The sequence below is a fragment of the Chitinophaga sp. 180180018-3 genome, from assembly GCF_037893185.1.
Classification (GTDB): Bacteria; Bacteroidota; Bacteroidia; order Chitinophagales; family Chitinophagaceae; genus Chitinophaga.
In genome coordinates, this window is record NZ_CP140772.1 from 7509563 (window position 1) to 7529604 (window position 20042).

18 protein-coding genes are annotated in these 20042 nt (G+C 46.9%); 9 read left to right on the forward strand and 9 right to left on the reverse strand.

The genetic code is table 11. The features are described 5' to 3' along the window. Positions 1-7: 7 nt before the first annotated feature. From UNH61_RS29680 to UNH61_RS29690, 3 genes are all read right to left on the reverse strand, one after another. The gene (locus tag UNH61_RS29680; RefSeq protein ID WP_326995644.1) at positions 8-1246 is read right to left on the reverse strand and encodes a pitrilysin family protein; all 1239 of its coding nucleotides are present in this window, start codon (positions 1244-1246) and stop codon (positions 8-10) included. A 116-nt stretch (positions 1247-1362) separates the two neighbouring features. Then, positions 1363-2286, reverse strand: coding sequence for a retropepsin-like aspartic protease (locus UNH61_RS29685; RefSeq protein ID WP_326995645.1), 924 nt, complete (start codon positions 2284-2286; stop codon positions 1363-1365). 13 nt (positions 2287-2299) lie between these two features. Continuing rightward, the gene (locus tag UNH61_RS29690) at positions 2300-3529 is read right to left on the reverse strand and encodes an aspartyl protease family protein (protein WP_326995646.1); all 1230 of its coding nucleotides are present in this window, start codon (positions 3527-3529) and stop codon (positions 2300-2302) included. A 164-nt stretch (positions 3530-3693) separates the two neighbouring features. On the opposite strand from UNH61_RS29690, the gene mqnC reads away from it, so the two are divergent. The 3 genes from mqnC to UNH61_RS29705 all read left to right on the forward strand — a co-directional run bounded on the left by mqnC (position 3694) and on the right by UNH61_RS29705 (position 6304). Next, positions 3694-4818, forward strand: coding sequence for a cyclic dehypoxanthinyl futalosine synthase (mqnC, locus tag UNH61_RS29695; RefSeq protein WP_326995647.1), 1125 nt, complete (start codon positions 3694-3696; stop codon positions 4816-4818). 184 nt (positions 4819-5002) lie between these two features. Continuing rightward, positions 5003-5626 carry a hypothetical protein gene (locus UNH61_RS29700; protein WP_326995648.1) on the forward strand — a complete coding sequence of 208 codons (624 nt, stop codon included), beginning with the start codon at positions 5003-5005 and terminating at the stop codon, positions 5624-5626. A gap of 135 nt (positions 5627-5761) precedes the next feature. After that, positions 5762-6304 (forward strand): GNAT family protein, encoded by a 543-nt coding sequence (locus UNH61_RS29705; RefSeq protein WP_326995649.1) that lies wholly within the window; start codon positions 5762-5764, stop codon positions 6302-6304. Here UNH61_RS29705 and UNH61_RS29710 read toward each other — a convergent pair. Both UNH61_RS29710 and UNH61_RS29715 read right to left on the reverse strand, forming a co-directional pair. After that, entirely contained in the window at positions 6301-7773 is a 1473-nt protein-coding gene (locus UNH61_RS29710) for an amino acid permease (protein ID WP_326995650.1), read from the reverse strand. The two genes, UNH61_RS29705 and UNH61_RS29710, sit on opposite strands and share 4 nt — an antisense overlap. A 56-nt stretch (positions 7774-7829) precedes the next feature. Next, positions 7830-8696 carry a TIM barrel protein gene (locus UNH61_RS29715; protein ID WP_326995651.1) on the reverse strand — a complete coding sequence of 289 codons (867 nt, stop codon included), beginning with the start codon at positions 8694-8696 and terminating at the stop codon, positions 7830-7832. Positions 8697-8923: 227 nt separating this feature from the next. On the opposite strand from UNH61_RS29715, the gene UNH61_RS29720 reads away from it, so the two are divergent. Continuing rightward, positions 8924-9205, forward strand: coding sequence for a hypothetical protein (locus UNH61_RS29720; protein WP_326995652.1), 282 nt, complete (start codon positions 8924-8926; stop codon positions 9203-9205). A 120-nt stretch (positions 9206-9325) separates the two neighbouring features. On the opposite strand, the gene UNH61_RS29725 is transcribed toward UNH61_RS29720, so the two are convergent. Further along, positions 9326-12187, reverse strand: coding sequence for an outer membrane beta-barrel protein (locus tag UNH61_RS29725; protein ID WP_326995653.1), 2862 nt, complete (start codon positions 12185-12187; stop codon positions 9326-9328). Between the two features lie 35 nt (positions 12188-12222). Further along, on the reverse strand, positions 12223-12999 hold the full coding sequence (locus UNH61_RS29730) for a GLPGLI family protein (protein ID WP_326995654.1): 777 nt from the start codon (positions 12997-12999) through the stop codon (positions 12223-12225). Positions 13000-13225: 226 nt separating this feature from the next. Here UNH61_RS29730 and UNH61_RS29735 point away from each other — a divergent pair, with 226 nt between their 5' ends. Next, positions 13226-14653, forward strand: coding sequence for a HAMP domain-containing sensor histidine kinase (locus UNH61_RS29735; RefSeq protein ID WP_326995655.1), 1428 nt, complete (start codon positions 13226-13228; stop codon positions 14651-14653). 19 nt (positions 14654-14672) lie between these two features. Beyond that, positions 14673-15359 carry a response regulator transcription factor gene (locus tag UNH61_RS29740; RefSeq protein ID WP_326995656.1) on the forward strand — a complete coding sequence of 229 codons (687 nt, stop codon included), beginning with the start codon at positions 14673-14675 and terminating at the stop codon, positions 15357-15359. Here the strand turns inward: UNH61_RS29740 and UNH61_RS29745 are convergent. Further along, positions 15356-16195, reverse strand: coding sequence for a histidine kinase (locus UNH61_RS29745; protein ID WP_326995657.1), 840 nt, complete (start codon positions 16193-16195; stop codon positions 15356-15358). The genes UNH61_RS29740 and UNH61_RS29745 overlap by 4 nt on opposite strands. Positions 16196-16286: 91 nt before the next feature. Between UNH61_RS29745 and pheS the strand changes: the two genes are divergently transcribed. The 3 genes from pheS (at position 16287) to UNH61_RS29760 (ending at position 19286) form a co-directional block, all read left to right on the forward strand. Then, positions 16287-17315 (forward strand): phenylalanine--tRNA ligase subunit alpha, encoded by a 1029-nt coding sequence (gene pheS / locus UNH61_RS29750; protein WP_326995658.1) that lies wholly within the window; start codon positions 16287-16289, stop codon positions 17313-17315. A gap of 85 nt (positions 17316-17400) precedes the next feature. After that, a complete protein-coding gene (locus UNH61_RS29755) occupies positions 17401-18252 on the forward strand; it encodes a 3-hydroxyacyl-CoA dehydrogenase NAD-binding domain-containing protein (RefSeq protein ID WP_326995659.1) in 852 nt (283 codons plus the stop codon). A 47-nt stretch (positions 18253-18299) separates the two neighbouring features. Beyond that, positions 18300-19286 (forward strand): NAD-dependent epimerase/dehydratase family protein, encoded by a 987-nt coding sequence (locus UNH61_RS29760; protein ID WP_326995660.1) that lies wholly within the window; start codon positions 18300-18302, stop codon positions 19284-19286. A gap of 15 nt (positions 19287-19301) precedes the next feature. Here UNH61_RS29760 and UNH61_RS29765 read toward each other — a convergent pair whose 3' ends face one another. Further along, a complete protein-coding gene (locus UNH61_RS29765) occupies positions 19302-19988 on the reverse strand; it encodes a hypothetical protein (protein WP_326995661.1) in 687 nt (228 codons plus the stop codon). Positions 19989-20042: the final 54 nt, after the last annotated feature.

Here is a 20042-nt window from a genome sequence, read left to right on the forward strand (position 1 = left end):
TCCGACGTTAGTTCGCTGCGTAATAGTAAATGGTATTTGAATTCTTTTCATCAAACAGGAGCTTTGCTTCCTGATGGATTTGTTCTGAGGTGACGTCCTCGTAGTTTTCAAATTCGCGGTTCATCAGTGCTGCATCACCGAGTAATTCATAAAACGCGAGGTTGTTAGCGCGGTTCAACAAACTCATGTCCTCAAACGCGAGTAGGCTTTCCACGCGATTTTTTACTTTTTGAAGTTCCCGTTCCGGGATGATTTCTTTTTGAAGTTTTTCTAACTCCTGCTGTATGGCTTTTTCGGCGTCTTTCATTTTTACCCCTTTTACGAGTTTGCCTTCTATCGTCAGCAAACCGGCATCAAGGCTGCCGAAATGATAACACTCGATATTGCTGAATAGTTTTTTTTCTTTTACCAATACCTGGTGCAAGCGGGAAGAGCTGCCACCACCAAGTATATCGGAGATCAGATCTGCCACATAGTATCGCTTGTCTTTACGGGGATACATGTGATAGCATTTATAAAGCGCATCCAGCGGAACATTGGCTTTCACTTCCATTTTGCGGGCTGCAGCCTGTGGTGGTTCCAGGGGCAGCTTACGCTCGTATTTTTCCCCGGAAGGAATGCCGCCAAACCACTTTTCTGCCAGGGCTTTCACCTGCTCAACAGTGACATTGCCTCCCACAGAAAGGATGGCATTAACCGGGCGGTAGTGCCTGAAGAAAAAGGCTTTTACATCTTCCAGCTTTGCATTCTCAATATGAGAAAGCTCCTTGCCGATGGTCATCCAGCGATAAGGGTGGGTCGTGTAAGCCAGTTCACGCATTTTATGCCAGGTATCACCGTAAGGCTTATTGATATAGTGTTCTTTAAACTCCTCGGACACTACTTTGCGCTGTACGTCGAGGCTTTTTTCCCCGAAGGCGAGCGACAGCATACGGTCGCTTTCCAGCCAGAACCCTGTTTCTATGTTCTCGGCAGGCAGTTGTATGTAGTAGTTAGTGAGGTCGCTGGTGGTGTAGGCGTTGTTCTCCCCTCCTGCCATTTGCAGAGGTTCATCGTAGACGGGAATATTAACGGAACCTCCAAACATCAGGTGTTCAAACAAATGGGCAAATCCGGTCTGGGCGGGGTCTTCATCTCTTGCACCTACGTCGTACAGTACGTTGATAACCGCCATGGGTGTAGTATGGTCTTCGTGAACAATCACTCTCAATCCGTTTGCCAGCGTAAATTTATTATAGTGAATCATATCTTTTTGTTGGTCAATATGGTAAAAATAGGGAAAATACCGTAAAGCGTTTAGGTATTAGCGTTTAGACCCCGGGCGTTAAAGTAAAAAAATAACCGCCGGACCCGGCTGCCGGGTCAAAAGCTTTCCAGGTATAGCTCCCGTTTATCGTAATTGATGGTGAGGTTATAATCTTTCCAGACATCATATCCAATAGAGCCGGCCACTTCTGTAAATACGCCGAGGTCGTCGATGTCTTTGCTGTAGCTTACCGGTACATTTTTGATGGAGTAGCCACCCACTTCCAGGAGGGAAATGGAGCTGTTGATATAGTATAGCACTTTCAGCATATCCTGCACCCTGTCTGTGTTGATTGTGGGGAGCAGGGTATTAAGCTTGTTTTTATCTACATAAGGCCAGTTAAATAAAATTCCATAATCGCCACCGGAGGTGATATGGTAATGACCTGCCAGGCGGCTGCCATTGGGCAGCTGAATAACGGCATCGATGATGGGGGTGCTGAAGTTAAGCTGAAAATGAAGCAGGCGGCCGGTATTTCCTATGGGGGTATTGCCCGACTTGTACAGCACGAGCAGCCTTTGCTGATGATCGATTTTAACGATATAATTTTTCAGCAGCGCTATCCCGATAATACCATCGATCTGCCCCAGGTTGTGCAGGTCTTCCAGATATACTTTCACATATGGCATGCGTAACTCTTTCAGATAAAGCGCATTAAGCGTGGCAACGCCCGTTTTGGCCATTGCATTGTTGGTGCCGGTCAGGTAAGATTCCCCTGAATTTTTGAGCTGCAGTTTTGAAGCAGTCGCCATATTCAGGATGGTTACCTCTGCTCCGCTGTCGAAAATAAAATGCAGGGTATCCGTGCTGCCGGATACGACCACGGGAATCACCACGTGCTTGTCGACCAGTTGAAAAGGAATGACCGCTACAGGTTTATGCCTGCCTGTTTCCTCTGCCACCTGTTTTTTCTTCTGGGCAAAGGCAGGGATGAGGGCAAAACAGGTGATCACGGTTACTGTCCATAAGAAACGCCACATGACACAAATAACGTCAAAGTATACTTTTTATTGGCAATCTTTTCAGTAACAATTCGTTATCGCGACTGATCAGACAAACGGCCCTGGTGCCGATGTTTTTCAGGATTTCGCGGAAAAGCTGGAGATTAGGCCCCATGTTATTATTGATCGCCAGAATGATATCTCCTTTTTTGAAGCCTGCTTTTTCAGCGGGAGAGCCTTTGATAATATCTGTCACTTCTACCCTGCCGTTGATAAGATAAATAATAAGACCGGTGTAGGAATAATCGAACATATCCCTGAAATGCGTATTGGGCAGCAGGTATATCTCTTTCCGGCCGTAGTTGAGCGTGATATTGAAGCGTCGCAACAGGTCGTTGCCGATCATCCCGCCCAGGAACGGATAGGCGGTCACGTTACTTTTATCATCGAAGATATAGGTAGGTACATTACGAAAATTATAGTTACCGACGCGGAAGTCGGGGATCGTTGTAAGCGACATACTCATTTTACCACCCAGGCCCTGGGCTTCGGTTTGTATTATTTTCCGGCCGCGCCTTTTTTTGCGTTCGAGCACGCTGCTGTCGTTGACAAACTGCTGGGAAAGGAGCAGGCACATACCGGCACCGGTATCAAAGTAGTAGCGGTTGGTGATGGTACGTACGGAATTTCTCAACGGGGCGGCAATCAGCGGGATCTGGGTGAGGGAGGGACGCAGCAGCATGCCGCCTCTCGGGTAATTGAAGTCTCCTTTTGAATAGATGAGGATCTCTTCGGCATCATAATCTATCGTTACAATATAGCGGCTCAGGAGGCTGAATCCGATAATACCATCTACCTGTATACCGTACACCTGGCTGATCAGTTCATAATCGTTGATATGAAAATTGAGGCTGTCTACCGTTAAGCCGGGAAGTTTCAGGCTGTGATGGCGGGCGTATGATACCGGTTTTGAACTACCGAGTCCTTTGATGATGATATCAGAGGGCTCCATGTGGATGCCGAGCCGCAGGCAGGTGGTGGTATCCAGTGAAATACCGGCGCTGCCGGTATCGAGAATAAACTGGAGAGTATCCGGATAGTTGCTGACGAGCGCCTGCACCACCACTACCCCGCCATAGTATTGCTTGAAATGAAAACGGGTAAGCAACACAGATGCTCGTGTGGTGTCTTTTTCAAACGTGGCATTTCCGGCCAGTGCTCTTGCGGATATGCCTGTAACTGCCAGCAGCAGTATGAAGTGTAACAGAATGGCTTTAAGCATACCGGGACGCAGGAATGTATTGCTATAAATTTAACATTAAAAAGTGTTCGTATAAAATATTTTTATTACAGGGGGTTAACTACCTAAATGCTACCTTTGCGGGAGTTTTTCAGCTTTTAGCCTTTAGCTTTTAGCTTTTAATAAAGTTATCAGAAACAAAGCATATGAAACTTCAGGATCTATACAAAAAGGCGCAGGATTTCGGGTTTCTGACAGCAGAAGAGGGTGTTTATATGTTTGAACACGCCCCGCTGACGGAGCTGATGGAAATAGCGAATGAATTAAGGAAGCAGCAGGTGCCACATGGTAAGGTTACCTGGCAGATAGACAGGAATGTGAACACCACCAATGTGTGCATTGCCAACTGTAAGTTCTGTAACTTCTACCGCATTCCTGGTCATAAAGAAGCCTATATTACGCCGATTGAGGAGTATAGGAAGAAAATCGATGAAACGCTCAGGTATGGCGGCGACCAGTTGCTGCTGCAGGGAGGCCATCACCCGGACCTGGGGCTCAGTTTTTATGTAGATCTTTTTAAACAGCTGAAGCAGTTATATCCTGAATTGAGGCTGCATACCTTAGGGCCGCCGGAAGTAGCCCATATTACCAAACTGGAGAAAAGTACGCATATAGAAGTGCTGAAAGCACTGAAAGAAGCCGGGATGGACAGCTTGCCAGGTGCGGGCGCGGAAATCCTGAACGACCGGGTGCGCCGGTTGATCTCAAAAGGAAAATGCGGAGCACAGGAATGGCTGGATATCATGCGTGCGGCACATAAGCTCAATATTGCTTCTTCTGCCACGATGATGTTCGGACATGTGGAAACGGTGCTGGAACGTTTTGAACACCTGGTCGACATCAGGCAGGTACAAAGTGAGAAGCCGGAAGGACATTATGGATTTACGGCATTCATCCCCTGGACATTCCAGGACGTAGATACGCTTTTGGCAAGGATCCGCGGAGTGCACAACATGACCTCTGCAGAAGAATATATCCGTATGATTGCAATGAGCCGTATCATGCTGCCTAATGTCAAAAACATACAGGCGTCCTGGTTAACTGTAGGTAAACAGGTGGCACAACTTTGTTTACACGCCGGAGCCAATGATTTCGGATCTATCATGATCGAGGAAAATGTGGTAAGCGCCGCAGGTGCGCCTCACCGCTTTACATACCGGTCTATGCAGGAAGCCATTCGTGAAGCCGGATTTGAGCCACAGCTGCGCAATCAGCTGTATACTTTCCGGGAACTTCCTGAAGCGATCGAAGAACAGGTAATAAATTATTAGAATCTTACAATATTAAGACAGCCCTTAGCTGCCGGCTTCGGGTATTGGTCACCACCAATGCCTGAAAGTCAGCCGCTAAGGGCTTTTTTTTCGTCAAACAAATGTTAAAACTGGCAGGAAGATGTTACAAAAAGCTCCTTTATCCGTCTAACAGATACTAACTAATCAAACTAAAGGAGGGAATATGAAAAAGCTGGGTTTAATCATGGCTGGATTGGCATTCATGGCCATGGCAGCATGTACGAGCACCAAAGTAACGTCTTCCTGGCGTTCGAATAATGCTCCGCAGCTGCAGAGGGATAACAAGATCATGGTAATGGCGCTGGTGCCTCAGAAAGACCGTACCCTGCGTAGCCAGATGGAAAATTATACCGTATCAGAACTGAGGAGAAAGGGATATAATGCTGTTTCTGCCCTGCAGACATACGGTCCTGCAGAATTCGGAAAACTGAATGAAAAGCAGGTAGTACAACAGTTGCAGGGAAGCGATGTTAACCAGGTGATGACTATTGTTATGCTCGACAGAGGACGGGAAAGAACATTTGTTCCGAACTATAGTCCTTACGGATATTATGGTTTCTGGCCTTACTACTCCATGTGGTACAACCGGATGTATGCGCCGGGGTATTACACCTACAACACAAAATATCAGTGGGAAGGTAATCTGTATGATCTGAAGAGTGGTCAGTTGTTATACTCTGTTCAGTCAAGATCCTTTGATCCGCCAACAACGGAAAGGATGGCTGTATTGTATGCGCAACAGGTGGTGAAAGATATGGCCAGACAACAATTACTGGCTAAGCAATAAGCCATCAGAAGATATTGGAAGAGCAGCTGTCAGTACCGGCATCGTAGTAAAGCCGGGGCTGACAGCTGTTTTTAATTTCAGAACGTTGTTTTTTCCGCTAATAAAATGTATGTTTAACCCCCTTTCAATCCCGCTATGTTCGAAATCTTCGTTAATGAAAACATATACCTGCGGCAACTACAGGTGCAGGATGCCCCTCTGGTATATAAGCAACTGGATGTATCCCGAAAGAGTCTGCGTAAATTCTTACCCTGGGTAGATTATAACACAAATGAAGAGCATTCGCTCCGTTTTATAGAACTGATGCTCCGTAAAGCAGAAGAGCAGGATGCTATTGCGCTGGGCATATGGTATCAGCAGCAGTTCTGCGGAGTGATAGATCTGCACGGCTGGGACCATCAGTTACAAAAGGCAGAAATAGGTTACTGGATAGGAGAATCCTTCCAGGGGAAAGGCATTGTTACCAGCGCCTGCAAAAGCTTAATATCCTTTGTATTCAGAAAGCTTCACCTGAACAAGATCGAGATACGGTTCGTTTTACAGAATGAGCGGAGTGGCCAGATACCCATCAAGCTGGGATTTGCGAAAGAAGGTATCCTTCGCCACAGTGCCAAGCTGCATGGGCAGTATGTAGACATGGTGGTGATGGGTATCCTGCGGCAGGACTGGAAATATTAAGCCGCCTTCTTCTCTTCAGCCGCCTGCGACAGGCGTACCTTACTGTTTTTCCGGCCGTAAGTGTAGTAGACAATCATGCCCAGCGCCATCCAGATGATGAGCCGTAGCCAGGTATCCCAGGGCAGGAACACCATCATGACTACGCAGGAAAGAATGCCCATAATGGGAACGAAAGGAACCCAGGGCGTTTTAAAGGCGCGGGGCGCATCAGGCATGGTATGACGCATGATCCACACGCCGGCGCAAACAATTACAAACGCCAGCAATGTTCCGATACTGGTCATTTCCCCTACCACCCTTATTGGTACAAGGGCCGCAAAAAGGCTCACGAAAATGCAGAAAAGGATATTTGATTTCCAGGGAGTGCGGTAACGGGGATGCACATCTGAAAATATTTTAGGGAGCAATCCATCTTTAGACATCGAATAAAACACCCTCGATTGTCCCCACAAATCTACAAGGATAACGGATGTATAACCTACTACAATGGCCAGTACGATCATTTGTCCTAACCATTTGTAAGGAGTGTGGGAGATGGCAATGGCCACGGGAGCCGCGCTTTGTTTGAACTCCTGGTAGGGAGCCAGTCCTGTCATTACATAGGAGAATAGCATGAAGAGGATGGTGCAAACCGCCAGGGATCCGAGTATACCAATGGGCATATTACGTCTGGGATTGCGGGTTTCCTGGGCAGCTGTACTCACGATATCGAATCCGAGATAAACGAAGAAAATAACCCCTGCGCCCCTAAGTATTCCGGAAATGCCAAATTCGCCGAATTTGCCGGTGTTTTGAGGGATATAAGGGGTTAGGTTGGCCGGCTGTATATACTTCCAGCCCAGGGCTATAAAAACGAGAACAACGCCTACTTTCAGAGACACCACTACCGCATTCCACAAAGCCGATCCTTTGCTGCCCCGCATAAGGATAGCCGACATCAGAATGATGATCAGGGCTGCCGGCAGGTTGAAGTAACCCTGGCCTGTGGCGCCATTTGCCAGCACGAAGGTTTCGAAAGGGGAATGAGTATACTGAGGCGGAATATTAATGTTATAGGCAGACAGAAAAGTAACCAGGTAGTTCGACCAACTGATAGCCACTGTGGCAGCTCCCACGGAAAATTCCAGTACCAGATCCCAGCCAATGATCCAGGCCAGCTGTTCTCCCATGGTAGTATATGCGTAGGTATAGGCACTACCGGCCACGGGGATCATAGAAGCAAATTCAGCATAGCAAAGTCCGGCAAATGCACAGCCTATACCGGCTATTATAAAGGAAAGCGTTACTGCCGGGCCGGCGTTATTGGCGGCAGCCGGCCCCGTAAGGGAGAATAACCCGGCCCCGATAATAACCCCCAGACCCAGCATCAACAGCTGAAAACCATTCAGCGAACGCTTTAATGTATTCTTGTTTTCACTGGCTGATTCATTGAGCAGCCATGACAGTGGTTTTTTGTAGTATTGCGCCATCTTATATCCTACTGTTTTAGTGGACTAGTCCGCGAAAGTAGAACATATTTATGAATTTAAGCAACGTCGCAGATATTTATAGCCTGTCTGAGTGAGGCTATCTGGTCTTTGTGAGCAGGTATAAACTCCTGAGCCACATGACCTTTAAAGCCTGTTTCATATATCGCTTTCATGATAGCGGGATAGTACAGCTCCTGGGTTTCATCGATTTCATGCCGGCCGGGAACTCCTCCTGTGTGATAATGGGCGATATAATCGTGATGGTCACGGATATTGCGGATTACATCTCCTTCCATTATCTGCATATGGTAAATATCATACAGCAACTTAAAATTTGGAGAGCCTACTGATTTACAGAGTTCTACCCCCCAGGCGGTATGGTCGCACTGATAGTCGTGGTGATCAACTTTGCTGTTCAGCAGTTCCATTACCAGGGTTATTTTTTTCTTTTCTGCATAGCCCATAAGGCGTTTCAGTCCTTTGGTACAGTTTTCCAGGCCTTCCTGATCGCTCATGCCATTGCGGTTGCCGGAAAAGCAGATGAGATTGGTGAAACCGGCTTTCGCAGTTTCATCGATATAGTGTTTGAAATATTCTTCCAGTTGATCGTGGTGGGCAATGGTATTAAATCCTTTGGTAATCCCCCATTCCGGGCCATTACTAGCCACCATGGCGGTGATCATGTCATGCTTTTTCAGAATGCTGAAATCCCTGGGATCTACCAGGTCGATGGACCCGATACCGATCTGTTTCGCAGCGGTACAAAGGTCATCCAGTGGAATATTGTAACACCAGGCACAAACAGAGTGGTTGATCTTACCCTTTAGTTTTTCGTCGACCGCCTTGTCGTGGGCAGCAACCCTCGAAGTGAGAGAAGCTAACGAGGTGGATGCGAAGGCCATAGCGGCTACTTTTTTTATCATATCGCGGCGTGAGTTTTCCGGGTGCATAAATTTAGATTGCTTTAATAAGCATCAATGTACTCGAAATTATCGTCAAATACAAGCTATAGCGGTGTTTTCAGGGAGAAAAAAGCGATTTTACATTTCGGGCAGAATAACTGTCATTTTGCTACGTTAATATGATAAATTTGCATTAGCCGTGTTTTGGTAAGTATTTTGTTAAAACTTAGAAAAAAGCGGAGGTTGACATGGAAAAAAAGAATACCCCCAGTTTGTGGATCTGCATCCTGATGGATCTGATTGGATGTGCCAGCTACGCTGTGCCGGGCCTTGGTGAGCTTAGTGATGTCATTTGGGCTCCCATTTCTGCCCTGATCCTCTATCGCATGTTCGGCGGCGCGCTTGGTGCTTATGGTGGCGTATTCAACTTTGTTGAAGAGTTATTCCCCGGAACCGATTTCATTCCCACGTTTACGATTTCATGGATCCTGAAACGGATTGCAGAGGGGCGGCGAACAGCAACGGCATAATTAAGAATATGGAATAAAGAATTAAGAAATAACCCGAAGACTTTAGCAGATAAATATTACACATCGCTAAGGTCTTCGGGTTATTTCTTAGTGTCGGATTTTCTTACAGGTGGATGTTACTTAAAAATTTCTCTGTCTGAATCCTCCGCCAGGGAATCCTCCGGGCATACCCATTCTCATACCTTTATTAGGCTGGTTGGAACCTCCGAACTTGTTCAGGAAATAGGTGAAGCTGATCATGAAATATTGCTGCAATACATTGCTCTGCACGTCCTGGATATAGTTGTCGGCCACTGCCCGGGATACGCTGATATGCTGCCTCAGCAGATCAAATCCCTGTATTTTGATCAGCCCCTGTTTCTTGGGGAATACATACTTGGCAACATTGGCATTCCACATGGTGGAAGTCAGATTGTAGCCCGCCTGCCTGCCGCGACTCATGGTACAGGTAACATCGCTGCCTATCATGAATCCGAGTGGCAGATTGAAGTTTACGTCTGCGTTGACATTATAATCGAAATACCTGGTATTGCCGGCAGCAGTGGCTGCCGAGTGCGAATAGTTGGTGGCGTTGAAATTAACGCTGCCGCCAACCATTGCGTCGAACAGCTCCTTGTACATGTAATTCACATTGACAGATTGTGAGATGGTCAGCGTTGTGGAGCTGCCAGAAACGCCATTGTTCTCTATCATACTATTGCTATAATTGACAGAAGTACCTGTGTTCAGGTTCTGGCCTGGTGTTCTGGAGAGCGGGATGGAATTATGTATCATACCGGAAAGGTTGAAGTTACCATTTACATTCACCGGTTTTACGGTTTGTTTACCGGTGCTGGTATCCAGTGTAGTGGCATTGATGATCTGGTTTACTACAAATGAACCATTCAGTCTTGCGAACATACCACGGAAAGTAACGTTGTTGAATGTGTTATACATCACATTCAGGTTATTGGTGAAAGACGGCTTCAGGTCCGGGTTACCAAGTTGAATATACAGCGGATTACTGTTGTCCGGAACAGGAGCCAGCTGCTGTACGGTGGGCTGACTAGTGCTGCCATTATAGTTAATGCGCAGCCTTTTGCTTTTGGCAAACATGTAGTTGAACGATGCCTGTGGCGAGAAGTTAACCGTATGTTGCCGGATAAGGCTGTCTTTCCCGGTTAAAAAGGAATGGGTGGTATTATCAAGATTGTTGAACAACACGTTTAATCCAATGGAGTAGTCATATTTCAGCTTGTTCGTTCTTATTGCAAATCCTGCCTGTTGATTCACGGTGCTGTTAGTAAAATGGTTACTCAGCGAATCATTCATGATGCTGTACGTTCCCTTGACATTGTCGTAATCGAAAGTGTATTTGGTGCTGTTACTATTGTATTTGGTGATGCCGTAATTGGCTTCCAGGTAACGATCCCTTCCGATTGGCTCAGTGTAAGTGAGATTCATGCCTGCATTGCGGCTGTCGGTGTTTACCTGGTTGCTCTGGTTAAAGGTCACGAGGCTGTCGGCCGCAAAGTATTTGATACTGGATTGTATGTAGTTCTGCTGCTGGTTATTGCTGTTGTTGTAGCTGAAATTGGCGCTGAGTGTACGCCCTGCTTTTTTGAACCGTTTCCGGAAAAGCAGGGTGCCGCCAACGTTCTGATTGATGCCCTGTCCGTCGTTATACGTAGTGCCTTTGTTGACGGTATCTTTTGCTGTGTTGAGTGTTTGGCTGTTAGATACCGTATAGCTGTTACCGTTAGTCAGTGAAACGGTAGGTGAAAATATCAGTGAATGCAGCGTATCGATAGTATACTCCACCCGTCCGGCAAAGCGGTTGTTCGCATTATCCGACTGGGAAGAAGAATTGCTGTTATCGTAGGTGGTACTCGGCGTGCCTTTGATCACAGAGAATGTTTGGCGGGCTGTTTTCTGCTCGATATCTGTTTTGGTATCATTAAACAAATAGCTGCCATTGACGATAAGTTTTTTATTGAAATCCTGATTGAAATTGAGCCCGGTGTTCCAGTTGCGTGTGATACCCGGGTTATTGGAGCCACTGCCGCCTCCGCCCATCATCCGCATCCCGCCACGGCCTCCTCCTCCCCTGCCACCTCCGGCGGAGTTGAACGACATCTGATCCTGAAGCGTATAGCCCAGGTTATTCACGTTGTTGCCTCCGCCCAACAGCGACAGTTGTTGATTTTCACGGAAACGGTTCAGGCTCATGCTTAATCCGAAACGGTCGTCAGTGCCGTATCCGGCAGTTGCGCGTCCGAACATGCCTTTCTTTTTATCTTTCTTTATGGTGATATTAATCGTTTTCTCCGTCTGCCCGTCGTCGATCTGCGTGAACTGTGCCTGATCTGATTTGCGGTCTATCACCTGTACTTTATCGATGATATTGGCAGGGAGGTTTTTGGTGGCCATCTTTGGATCGCTGCCGAAAAACGGTTTGCCATCAACAAATACTTTGGTGACAGTTTCGCCCTGTGCCGTGATGGCACCATCTTTATCAACGGTAACGCCGGGTATTTTCTTCAGGAGGTCTTCCACCACTGCGTTTTCCCGTGTTTTGAATGCATCGGCGTTGAACTCCAGTGTATCTTTCTTGACAACAATAGGTGGTTTTTCATCCAGTATTTCCACCGTGCCCAGGGTTACTCCTTTCTGTGCCATGGCAATATTGCCCATTGAAACCTGGTTGTGATCCGGGGAGATTTGCAGTCGTTTATTGATGGCTTTATAGCCGAGAAAGGTTACGTACAGACGGTATCCGCCATCGGATATGTTATTCAGTTCAAAGTTCCCTTTGTTATCTGTGAGCGTGGTGGTTATAACACTGGAATCTTTAGCATACAGTAATACTACCGTTGCTGCCGGTAGCGGTTCTTTGGTAGTGGAGTCGGTCAGCTGGCCTTTGATTTTTCCCTGCTGAGCCTGGGCTTGTGCGTGCAATAGTCCCAAACCCAGTATCAGCAGGACTTGTAAAAGTTTCTTCATGGTAGAAATTAACGGAACGAAAGTTAGGATGAAATTTACATTTGTGGTTGCCGCTTACGTAATTTCTCCATTTCTTCCCTCCGGATATCTCTCATTTTTTCGGGCGTTACTTTTTCGGCGCCGGCAGGCAATGCCAGCTCGGCATCTGTAACTGGTTTAAGGCTTATACTGGTGGCATTGAATGCGCGACGGCCACCTTCAGCTGCCAGCACTACTGCATTATTTTCAGGCAGCAGCCCGTTTATGGGAGAAAAACTGAAGGGTAATTCGGTGGTGTACCAAACAGTGTATGTATCGTCCTTTAACTGTATAGTGGCCTTTTTACAGATATAGCCGGCGATTTTTTTTGTCTTGTCAGAAGATTTGCTGTTCGCTGTAACGATATAATCTTCCTCGGTGTAATAAGTTTTCTTATCGTCGCCGAACGTAGTGAAAACCTGTTCGTATTTTTTATTGGCGAGGTCCACATACTGTGCGTTGTTGCCTCTCATGCCGAAACCGTTCCTGCGGGGGCCGCGGCTGGTGTCGCCATCGGGGCGTTGCCTTCTGCCGCCCTGGCCGCCGAAATCAGGACGTTCGGTAGTAATCTTGCCAAGGTTGTTGTTGAAAGTAAAGATTTGTTTGAAAGTAATCACATCGGGGATCTGGCGGGAATCATCGCCCTCGCCCCCACCGCGTTGAAAACCACGCATACGTTCAGGGTCGGTTTGGGCAGTCACTTCGTATTCAATAACGCCGGATTGCTGAGCGAATAAAGATCCGGAAGAGAGCAGGGCTGCTGCTGCAAATAGTAAACGGATAGTTCGGTTCATGCCTGATAAATTTTATTTCACAAAAGTGGCAGATCAGGGCTGTTTTTTCGGTTAAAAACCTTTATTTACTGTTATTTATTGTTAAGGGCAATCTGTAAGCGTTAATCTTCCTTATTTACTGTTAAATACTGTTAAGGAATCGGCTGCTATTAAGCCTGTAATAGATAGTTTTGTAAGGATCTTAAAAAAGTTCATGCGACAACGAATCCGAAATATTCTTATCCTCATGTCTGTCTGTATCCTGGGTATATTTTTATTCCAGGGCTACTGGCTGTACAATTCCTATAAACTCCGGGAAGAACAATTCAACAAAGAGATCAATGAATCGTTGCGGACAGCGGTTTTCAACAAACAGTTTTCCGATGTACGCCGTTATATCCGGTATTTTGGTAAAGACAAAGATTCTCTGAAATCCCCTACGATGAAAGGGCTGGCAGACCAGCTGGAAGAGATCGGGGTACCCAAGGGTAAGCGGTTCCGGCCAAGAAAGCCCGACTGGGACGATCATTTCCCCGGTCCGGGGCATCCTCCGGAAGGTTTTCCGGGTGATTCACATGCCCGGAACTATGCCGATACCCTGGCCCGCCAGATCTCGGAATTCCTCATAACCAGTAATTTAAGTAACGATAGTACCAACCTGAAGAAGCTGGATTCGGTATTCCGGGTAGAGCTGACCAACCGGCAGATCAACACCCCTTACCGGCTCGATACTTTTCATATCAGCTATAGTGGTTTTGCCCGGGAAACTTTCCGCGACAGCCTCCGCAGGCGGGAGCCGCGGCGAACGTCAAAAATTCCGTTCAATCCGGCCAGCAGCCTTTTTGTACAGGCCAGTTTCGATTCTCCCCTGCAGTTTATTCTGCAGAAGATGATCTGGACATTACTGGCTTCCGTGGTGCTGCTGGTACTGACTACCGTAAGCTTCCTGTATATGCTGCGGACTATTCTCAAACAGAAGAAGCTGTCGGAGGTAAAGAACGACTTTATCAACAACATGACGCATGAGCTGAAAACTCCCATTGCTACAGTATCTGCAGCAGTAGAAGCGTTGCAGAATTTCAATGCACTGAACGATCAGCGCAAGACGCAGACATACCTGGATATCTCGAAAAATGAACTGCAGCGGCTGTCGGATCTTGTAGAAAAAGTATTACATATTGCAGCAGAAGAGAAGGAAGATATAGAGTTATACCGGGAAGAAACAGACCTTAATGAGATCATCGATAATATACTTTCCAATCATCAGCTGAAAGCAACAAAGCAATTACAGATCAGGTACGATAACAAGATCGGTGACAGGACGGTATACGTTGACAAAACACATCTCGCTAACGCTATTAACAACCTGGTTGACAATGCTATCAAGTATTCAGGTGACCTGGTACAATTATACATACAAACCAGCCTGGAGAATGGTACACTGAAGATCCGGGTAAAGGATAACGGGATTGGTATTCCCAAAGTTTATCAGAACAGTATCTTTGATAAGTTTTTCCGGGTGCCCACCGGCAACCTGCATAACGTAAAAGGCTTCGGACTGGGGCTGAGTTATGTACAGAAGATTGTAGAAATGCATGGAGGAACCATTCAGGTTACCAGCGAGCCCGACAAGGGCAGTGAGTTTATTATTACCATCCCGTCATCTGCTTTATAACAACTAATTTAACCGGTTTATGGCAAAAGTATTACTGATAGAAGATGAAGTTCAGCTCGGACAAATAGTGAAAGACAGTCTGGAGATGAGAGGCTTTGAAATGTTATATGCGGCCGATGGCCGGGAAGGGCTGCGCATTTTCCAGCAGGAGCATCCCGACGTAGTGGTGTTGGATATTATGATGCCGAACATGGACGGATTTTCCGTTACTGCGGAAATCCGCCGGCAGGATAAATTTACGCCGATCATTTTCCTGACAGCCAAGTCGCAGACAGCAGATGTGGTAAAAGGATTTGAACTGGGAGGTAATGATTACCTGAAGAAGCCCTTCAGCATGGATGAGCTGATCGTTAGGATCACGGCGCTGCTGAAGCGTTTCGGCGATAACCCCGGAACAAGGGAAATAGAGGAAGGAGCTGTATCTATCGGACAATATGTTTTTAACTATACGAAGCAGACCCTTTCCCGTAATAATACCACGGAGTTTCTTTCCCACAGGGAGGCAGCTATTCTGAAACGCTTATATGATAACCGGAACGAAGTAATGGAGCGTAAAGCAGTATTACTGGATCTTTGGGGAGATGATAATTTTTTCAACGCCCGCAGTATGGATGTATTCATCACGAAGCTGCGCCGGTACCTCAAGGATGATTCCCGGGTACAGATCGTCAATATCCGTGGCGTAGGATATAAGCTGATCTTTTAATGGCTCATGGCAGCGGGGTCTACTTCAAACGTAATATAAACCCTGGTGCCTTCCACATCATTTTCCTTTCCTGGCAGGTCGGTTACCTCGATGTTAAACTGGGTATGGTACATAGACCGATACAGTGAAGCCCTTTCCATGCATATTTCCATCCCCCGGGAATGATGATTGTTTTTTTTGAGACCATCGTGATGATACTGCAGCGCCCTAAGACGGCCAATGCCGTTGTCTCTCACCTCACAGGCATAAATATTGGAATGTAACCTGGTCCACTGAATATGCAGCTGCCGGTCGGTAGTCTTGTGCATTAAGCCATGCCAGATAGCATTTTCCACGAATGGTTGTACCAGCATACAGGGTACAGGCAGGGCTGAAGGCGAGATAGACGGATCAGTAGTGAGTGTGTATTCAAACCCGTGATTGGTGCGTAATTGCTCCAGTTTGAGATAAAGTTCCAGCATGTCGGCTTCTTCCTGTAATGGAATGAAATCTTTGTCGGCCAGCGTCAGTACCTTTCTGAGCAGCAGGGCGAATCCGGAAATGTATTCTTTGGCCAGATTTACCTCACCGGTCATCAGGGCGGTGTAGATGCCGTTGAGACAATTGAACTGAAAATGCGGATTGACCTGGGATTTCAGGCTGAGCAGTTTGAGCTCCGAAAGTTGTTTGCTTAGTAGCAGGATTTCTTTTTCCTGACTGGTACTATGATAAGCCATAGCTGACTCATTGCCTTTGACAGCAAGGTACCGGGAACGAAAATGGAGGAACAGTATAAAGAAAACCATAGCGCCCGCTGTTGCTAACAACAGCGCAACAGTGTGTATAGTGACAGGCATACCCCCTTACATTTGCTCATGAAAATATACGGCTTTTCCGGCAAAATATGCGCAATAGCAGTTTCCCCTTAAAGACTTATCTTTGTCGTTTATGGAACAATTAGTACAGCAAATAGCAGCCTATAAGGAAGAAATAGCGGCTTTTACGCCCACAGGAGCAGCGGAACTGGAACAATACCGCATTAAATTTCTGGGTACAAAAGGCATTGTAAAAGCCCTTTTCGGGGAGATGAAGCAGGTGCCTAATGACCGTAAGAAAGAGTTTGGACAGATTTTAAACGAATTTAAACAGATCGCAGAAGCACGTTATGAGCAATTCAGTGATCTGAAAGACAATGCCGGTGCCGCTGCTGCGGATATCGACTATACCCTGCCTGCAGCGCCTCATCGCCTGGGTACCCGGCATCCTATCAGCCTGGTGCGGAATAAGATCATCCGAATATTTGAACGCCTTGGATTTACGATCGCAGAAGGTCCGGAAATAGAGGACGACTGGCATAATTTCACGGCATTAAACCTGCCGGAGAACCACCCTGCCCGCGATATGCAGGATACCTTTTTCATCAGCAGGAATCCCGACTGGCTGTTGCGTACACAAACTTCTTCTGCCCAGGTAAGGGTGATGGAAGAAGGCAAGCTGCCTATCCGCATCATCAGCCCGGGAAGAGTTTACCGGAATGAAACCATTTCAGCGCGTGCGCATTGCTTTTTCCATCAGGTAGAAGGGTTGTATATAGATGAAAATGTATCGTTTGCCGACCTGAAACAAACCCTGTATCACTTTGTACAGGAAATGTTTGGTGAGAATACCGGCATTCGTTTCCGTCCCTCTTATTTTCCGTTTACAGAGCCCAGTGCAGAGATGGACATTGTATGTTTCATCTGTGGTGGTACTGGCTGCCCGGTATGTAAGCAAACCGGCTGGGTAGAAATACTTGGTTGCGGTATGGTACATCCTAAAGTGTTGGCGAATTGTGGTATAGATCCTGAAAAATACACCGGATTTGCTTTTGGTATGGGGATAGAACGCATCACCATGCTCAAGTACCAGATCAAGGATCTTCGTTTGTTCTCTGAAAATGATACCCGTTTCCTCGAACAGTTCGAGGGGGCGGTTTAGATATTGATACTGCCTGCATCATTGAACGGATGCAGTAGTCCAGGCTGCTGCATCCGTCCGGATAAATAACAAAAATCACCCTATAGTGATACAATCCATTGCCATATGCGGCGCCGGTACCATGGGCGCCGGAATAGCACAGATAGCAGCTTACAGCGGATTCAGCACCATCTTGTTCGACATTCGGGAGGATGGTTTGGACAAAGCAAGGGCCCAGATCGAAAAGAGCCTCAGCACGGCGGTAGAAAAGGGTAAGCTCTCTTCTGAAAAAGCAGCAGATACACTCCGGCAGATACGTTTTACCACCGTTATAGATGACTGTATCGCCAATGTAGTGATAGAAGCCATTGTAGAGAAATTAACCGCCAAAACAGCGCTCTTTAACCAACTGGGCGCCATTAATTCCCCCGACACAATTTTTGCGACGAATACCTCTTCCCTCTCTGTTTCCGAGATTGCAGCGGCGGTGGAGAAGAACCCTTCCCGGGTAGTGGGAATGCATTTTTTCAACCCGGCGCATCTGATGAAACTGGTGGAAGTGGTGAGTGGAAAACAAACAGACCCGGAGGTGGCGGATGTGGTGTATGAACTGGCGCTTGTGATGGGAAAGGTTCCGGTCAGGGTAAAAGATTCGCCTGGATTTATCGTGAACAGGGTGGCAAGGCACTATTACCTGGAAGCGATGCATATCGCTGAGCAGGGGCTTGCAGACTTCAGCACAATTGATCATTTGCTGGAAAGTGCAGGCTTCAGAATGGGGCCGTTTGCGCTGATGGACCTGATCGGTAATGATGTAAACCTTGCAGTAACACAATCCCTGTATGATGCCTTTCACCATGCACCGCGTTTCAAGCCTAACATGTTACAGGAACAACGCGTGAAGGACGGTAAACTGGGGCGCAAAACAGGAATCGGCTTTTACCGGTACGAACAATAGCAGGTTTTAGTTATTTTTGAGCCGCTTTTAGAAACAACATTCACTTCATGATCTTAGTAACCGGCGGAACAGGATTTTTAGGTAGTTATTTAATTCGGGCGTTAGTGGCTGCAGGCAAACCTGTCAGGGCGCTCTACCGTCAGCAACCATCTCCACGGTTAGAAGATATCTCCGACAAAATAGAATGGATACAGGGCGACATACTGGATGTATGTTCGCTGGAAGATGCCATGGCCGGAGTTACCCAGGTTTATCACTGTGCCGCAGTGGTATCGTTTCAGGCAGATGCCCGGGAACGGTTGATGAAAATAAATGTCGAAGGAACAGCTAATGTAGTAAATATGGCCCTTGATGCCGGAGTCAGGAAACTGCTATATGTAAGTTCCGTGGCTGCTATAGGCAGGGCTAAAGAAGGTGCAGAGATAAACGAAGACTGTGAATGGGAAGATAATAAGAACAATTCCCGCTACGCCATCAGCAAGTTCCAGGGAGAGATGGAGGTCTGGAGAGGAATAGCAGAAGGACTCGATGCCGTGATTGTAAACCCCTCCATTATTCTGGGAGCAGGTTTCTGGGATGATGGCTCCGGTACACTGCTTAAAAATGCCTGGAAAGAGTTTCCCTACTATACCACCGGCGTGAATGGATTTGTGGATGTGGAGGATGTGGTAAAAGCAATGATACTGCTGATGGACAGCGACATTCAGGCCGAGCGTTTTATCCTTTCTGCAGATAACTGGGACTATCGTCAGCTGTTCACAACGATGGCTCATTCATTTGGGAAAAAGCCGCCTCATATAGCAGCAAAACCCTGGATGGCCGAAGTAGTATGGAGGGTGGAAAAAGTAAAAGGAATGCTTACCGGTAAGCGCTCCGTGGTAACAAAAGAAACAGCCCGGACAGCCCAGTTGAAAGTGTACTATAGCAACCGCAAATTACTGGATGCGTTACCGGAGTTCCGGTTCCGGCCACTGGAAGATACCATACAGCATATCGCAGCGGCCTTCCTGCAGGAAAGAACCAGCGGGCAGTAAGATGCCAGCCTGTTATCAGAAGATAAAAGCAGCTATTGCTGCAGATAAGGTTTTAGACAATTCCGGAGCAACTTCCCTGCTCATCCATATCCGGGGTTTTTCGCCAGGCATTACTGCCGCTACGGATTGCCCGCGATACTGGAACTCGTAACAGATATTTTCATAAGAGTTCATTTTGCCATAACGGTTATTCGCTGTAACGCGGATATCCGTATCAGCAGATCTTAGTATGCCCACCGGTTTGTTTTCATTCAGCTCCAGGTAATGAGGCGATTTAACGATCATTTCCCAGCGTTTCAACGGCTCGTTCTTTGTGCCGTTGATCAGGGTATAACGAAGCTCTGCTCCTGCGGGCAAACTGTTTAACCAGGATGGCAGGTTACGGTTGGAAAAAGCAACCGCAGTGGTGCCCATTGTTTGTATCAGCAGGTGCTCATCGTTACCATTCAGATAGAAATTAAAGGCGTTTTTAGGGTCTTTGATGAAGGTGGCTTCCGCTACCCCGTTTTTACGGGAAGTCGTGGAATAAAGGCCAAAAGAAATGGTTTTAGCGGTAAGCCAGCCGTCTTTCACCTTAACGGCCCATTCCTGGTCGCTGGTATAGAGTGTATTGGTGGTCGTTTTTTTGCCGGTTCCGGCAGGTTTGGAGGTGCTGCAGCTCCACAGCAGCAATGGGATAAAAGCGGCTAACAGATATTTCATGAAACAGGTGGTTTGAATATGGGGTATGATCCGTTTCCGGATCATACCCGGGTT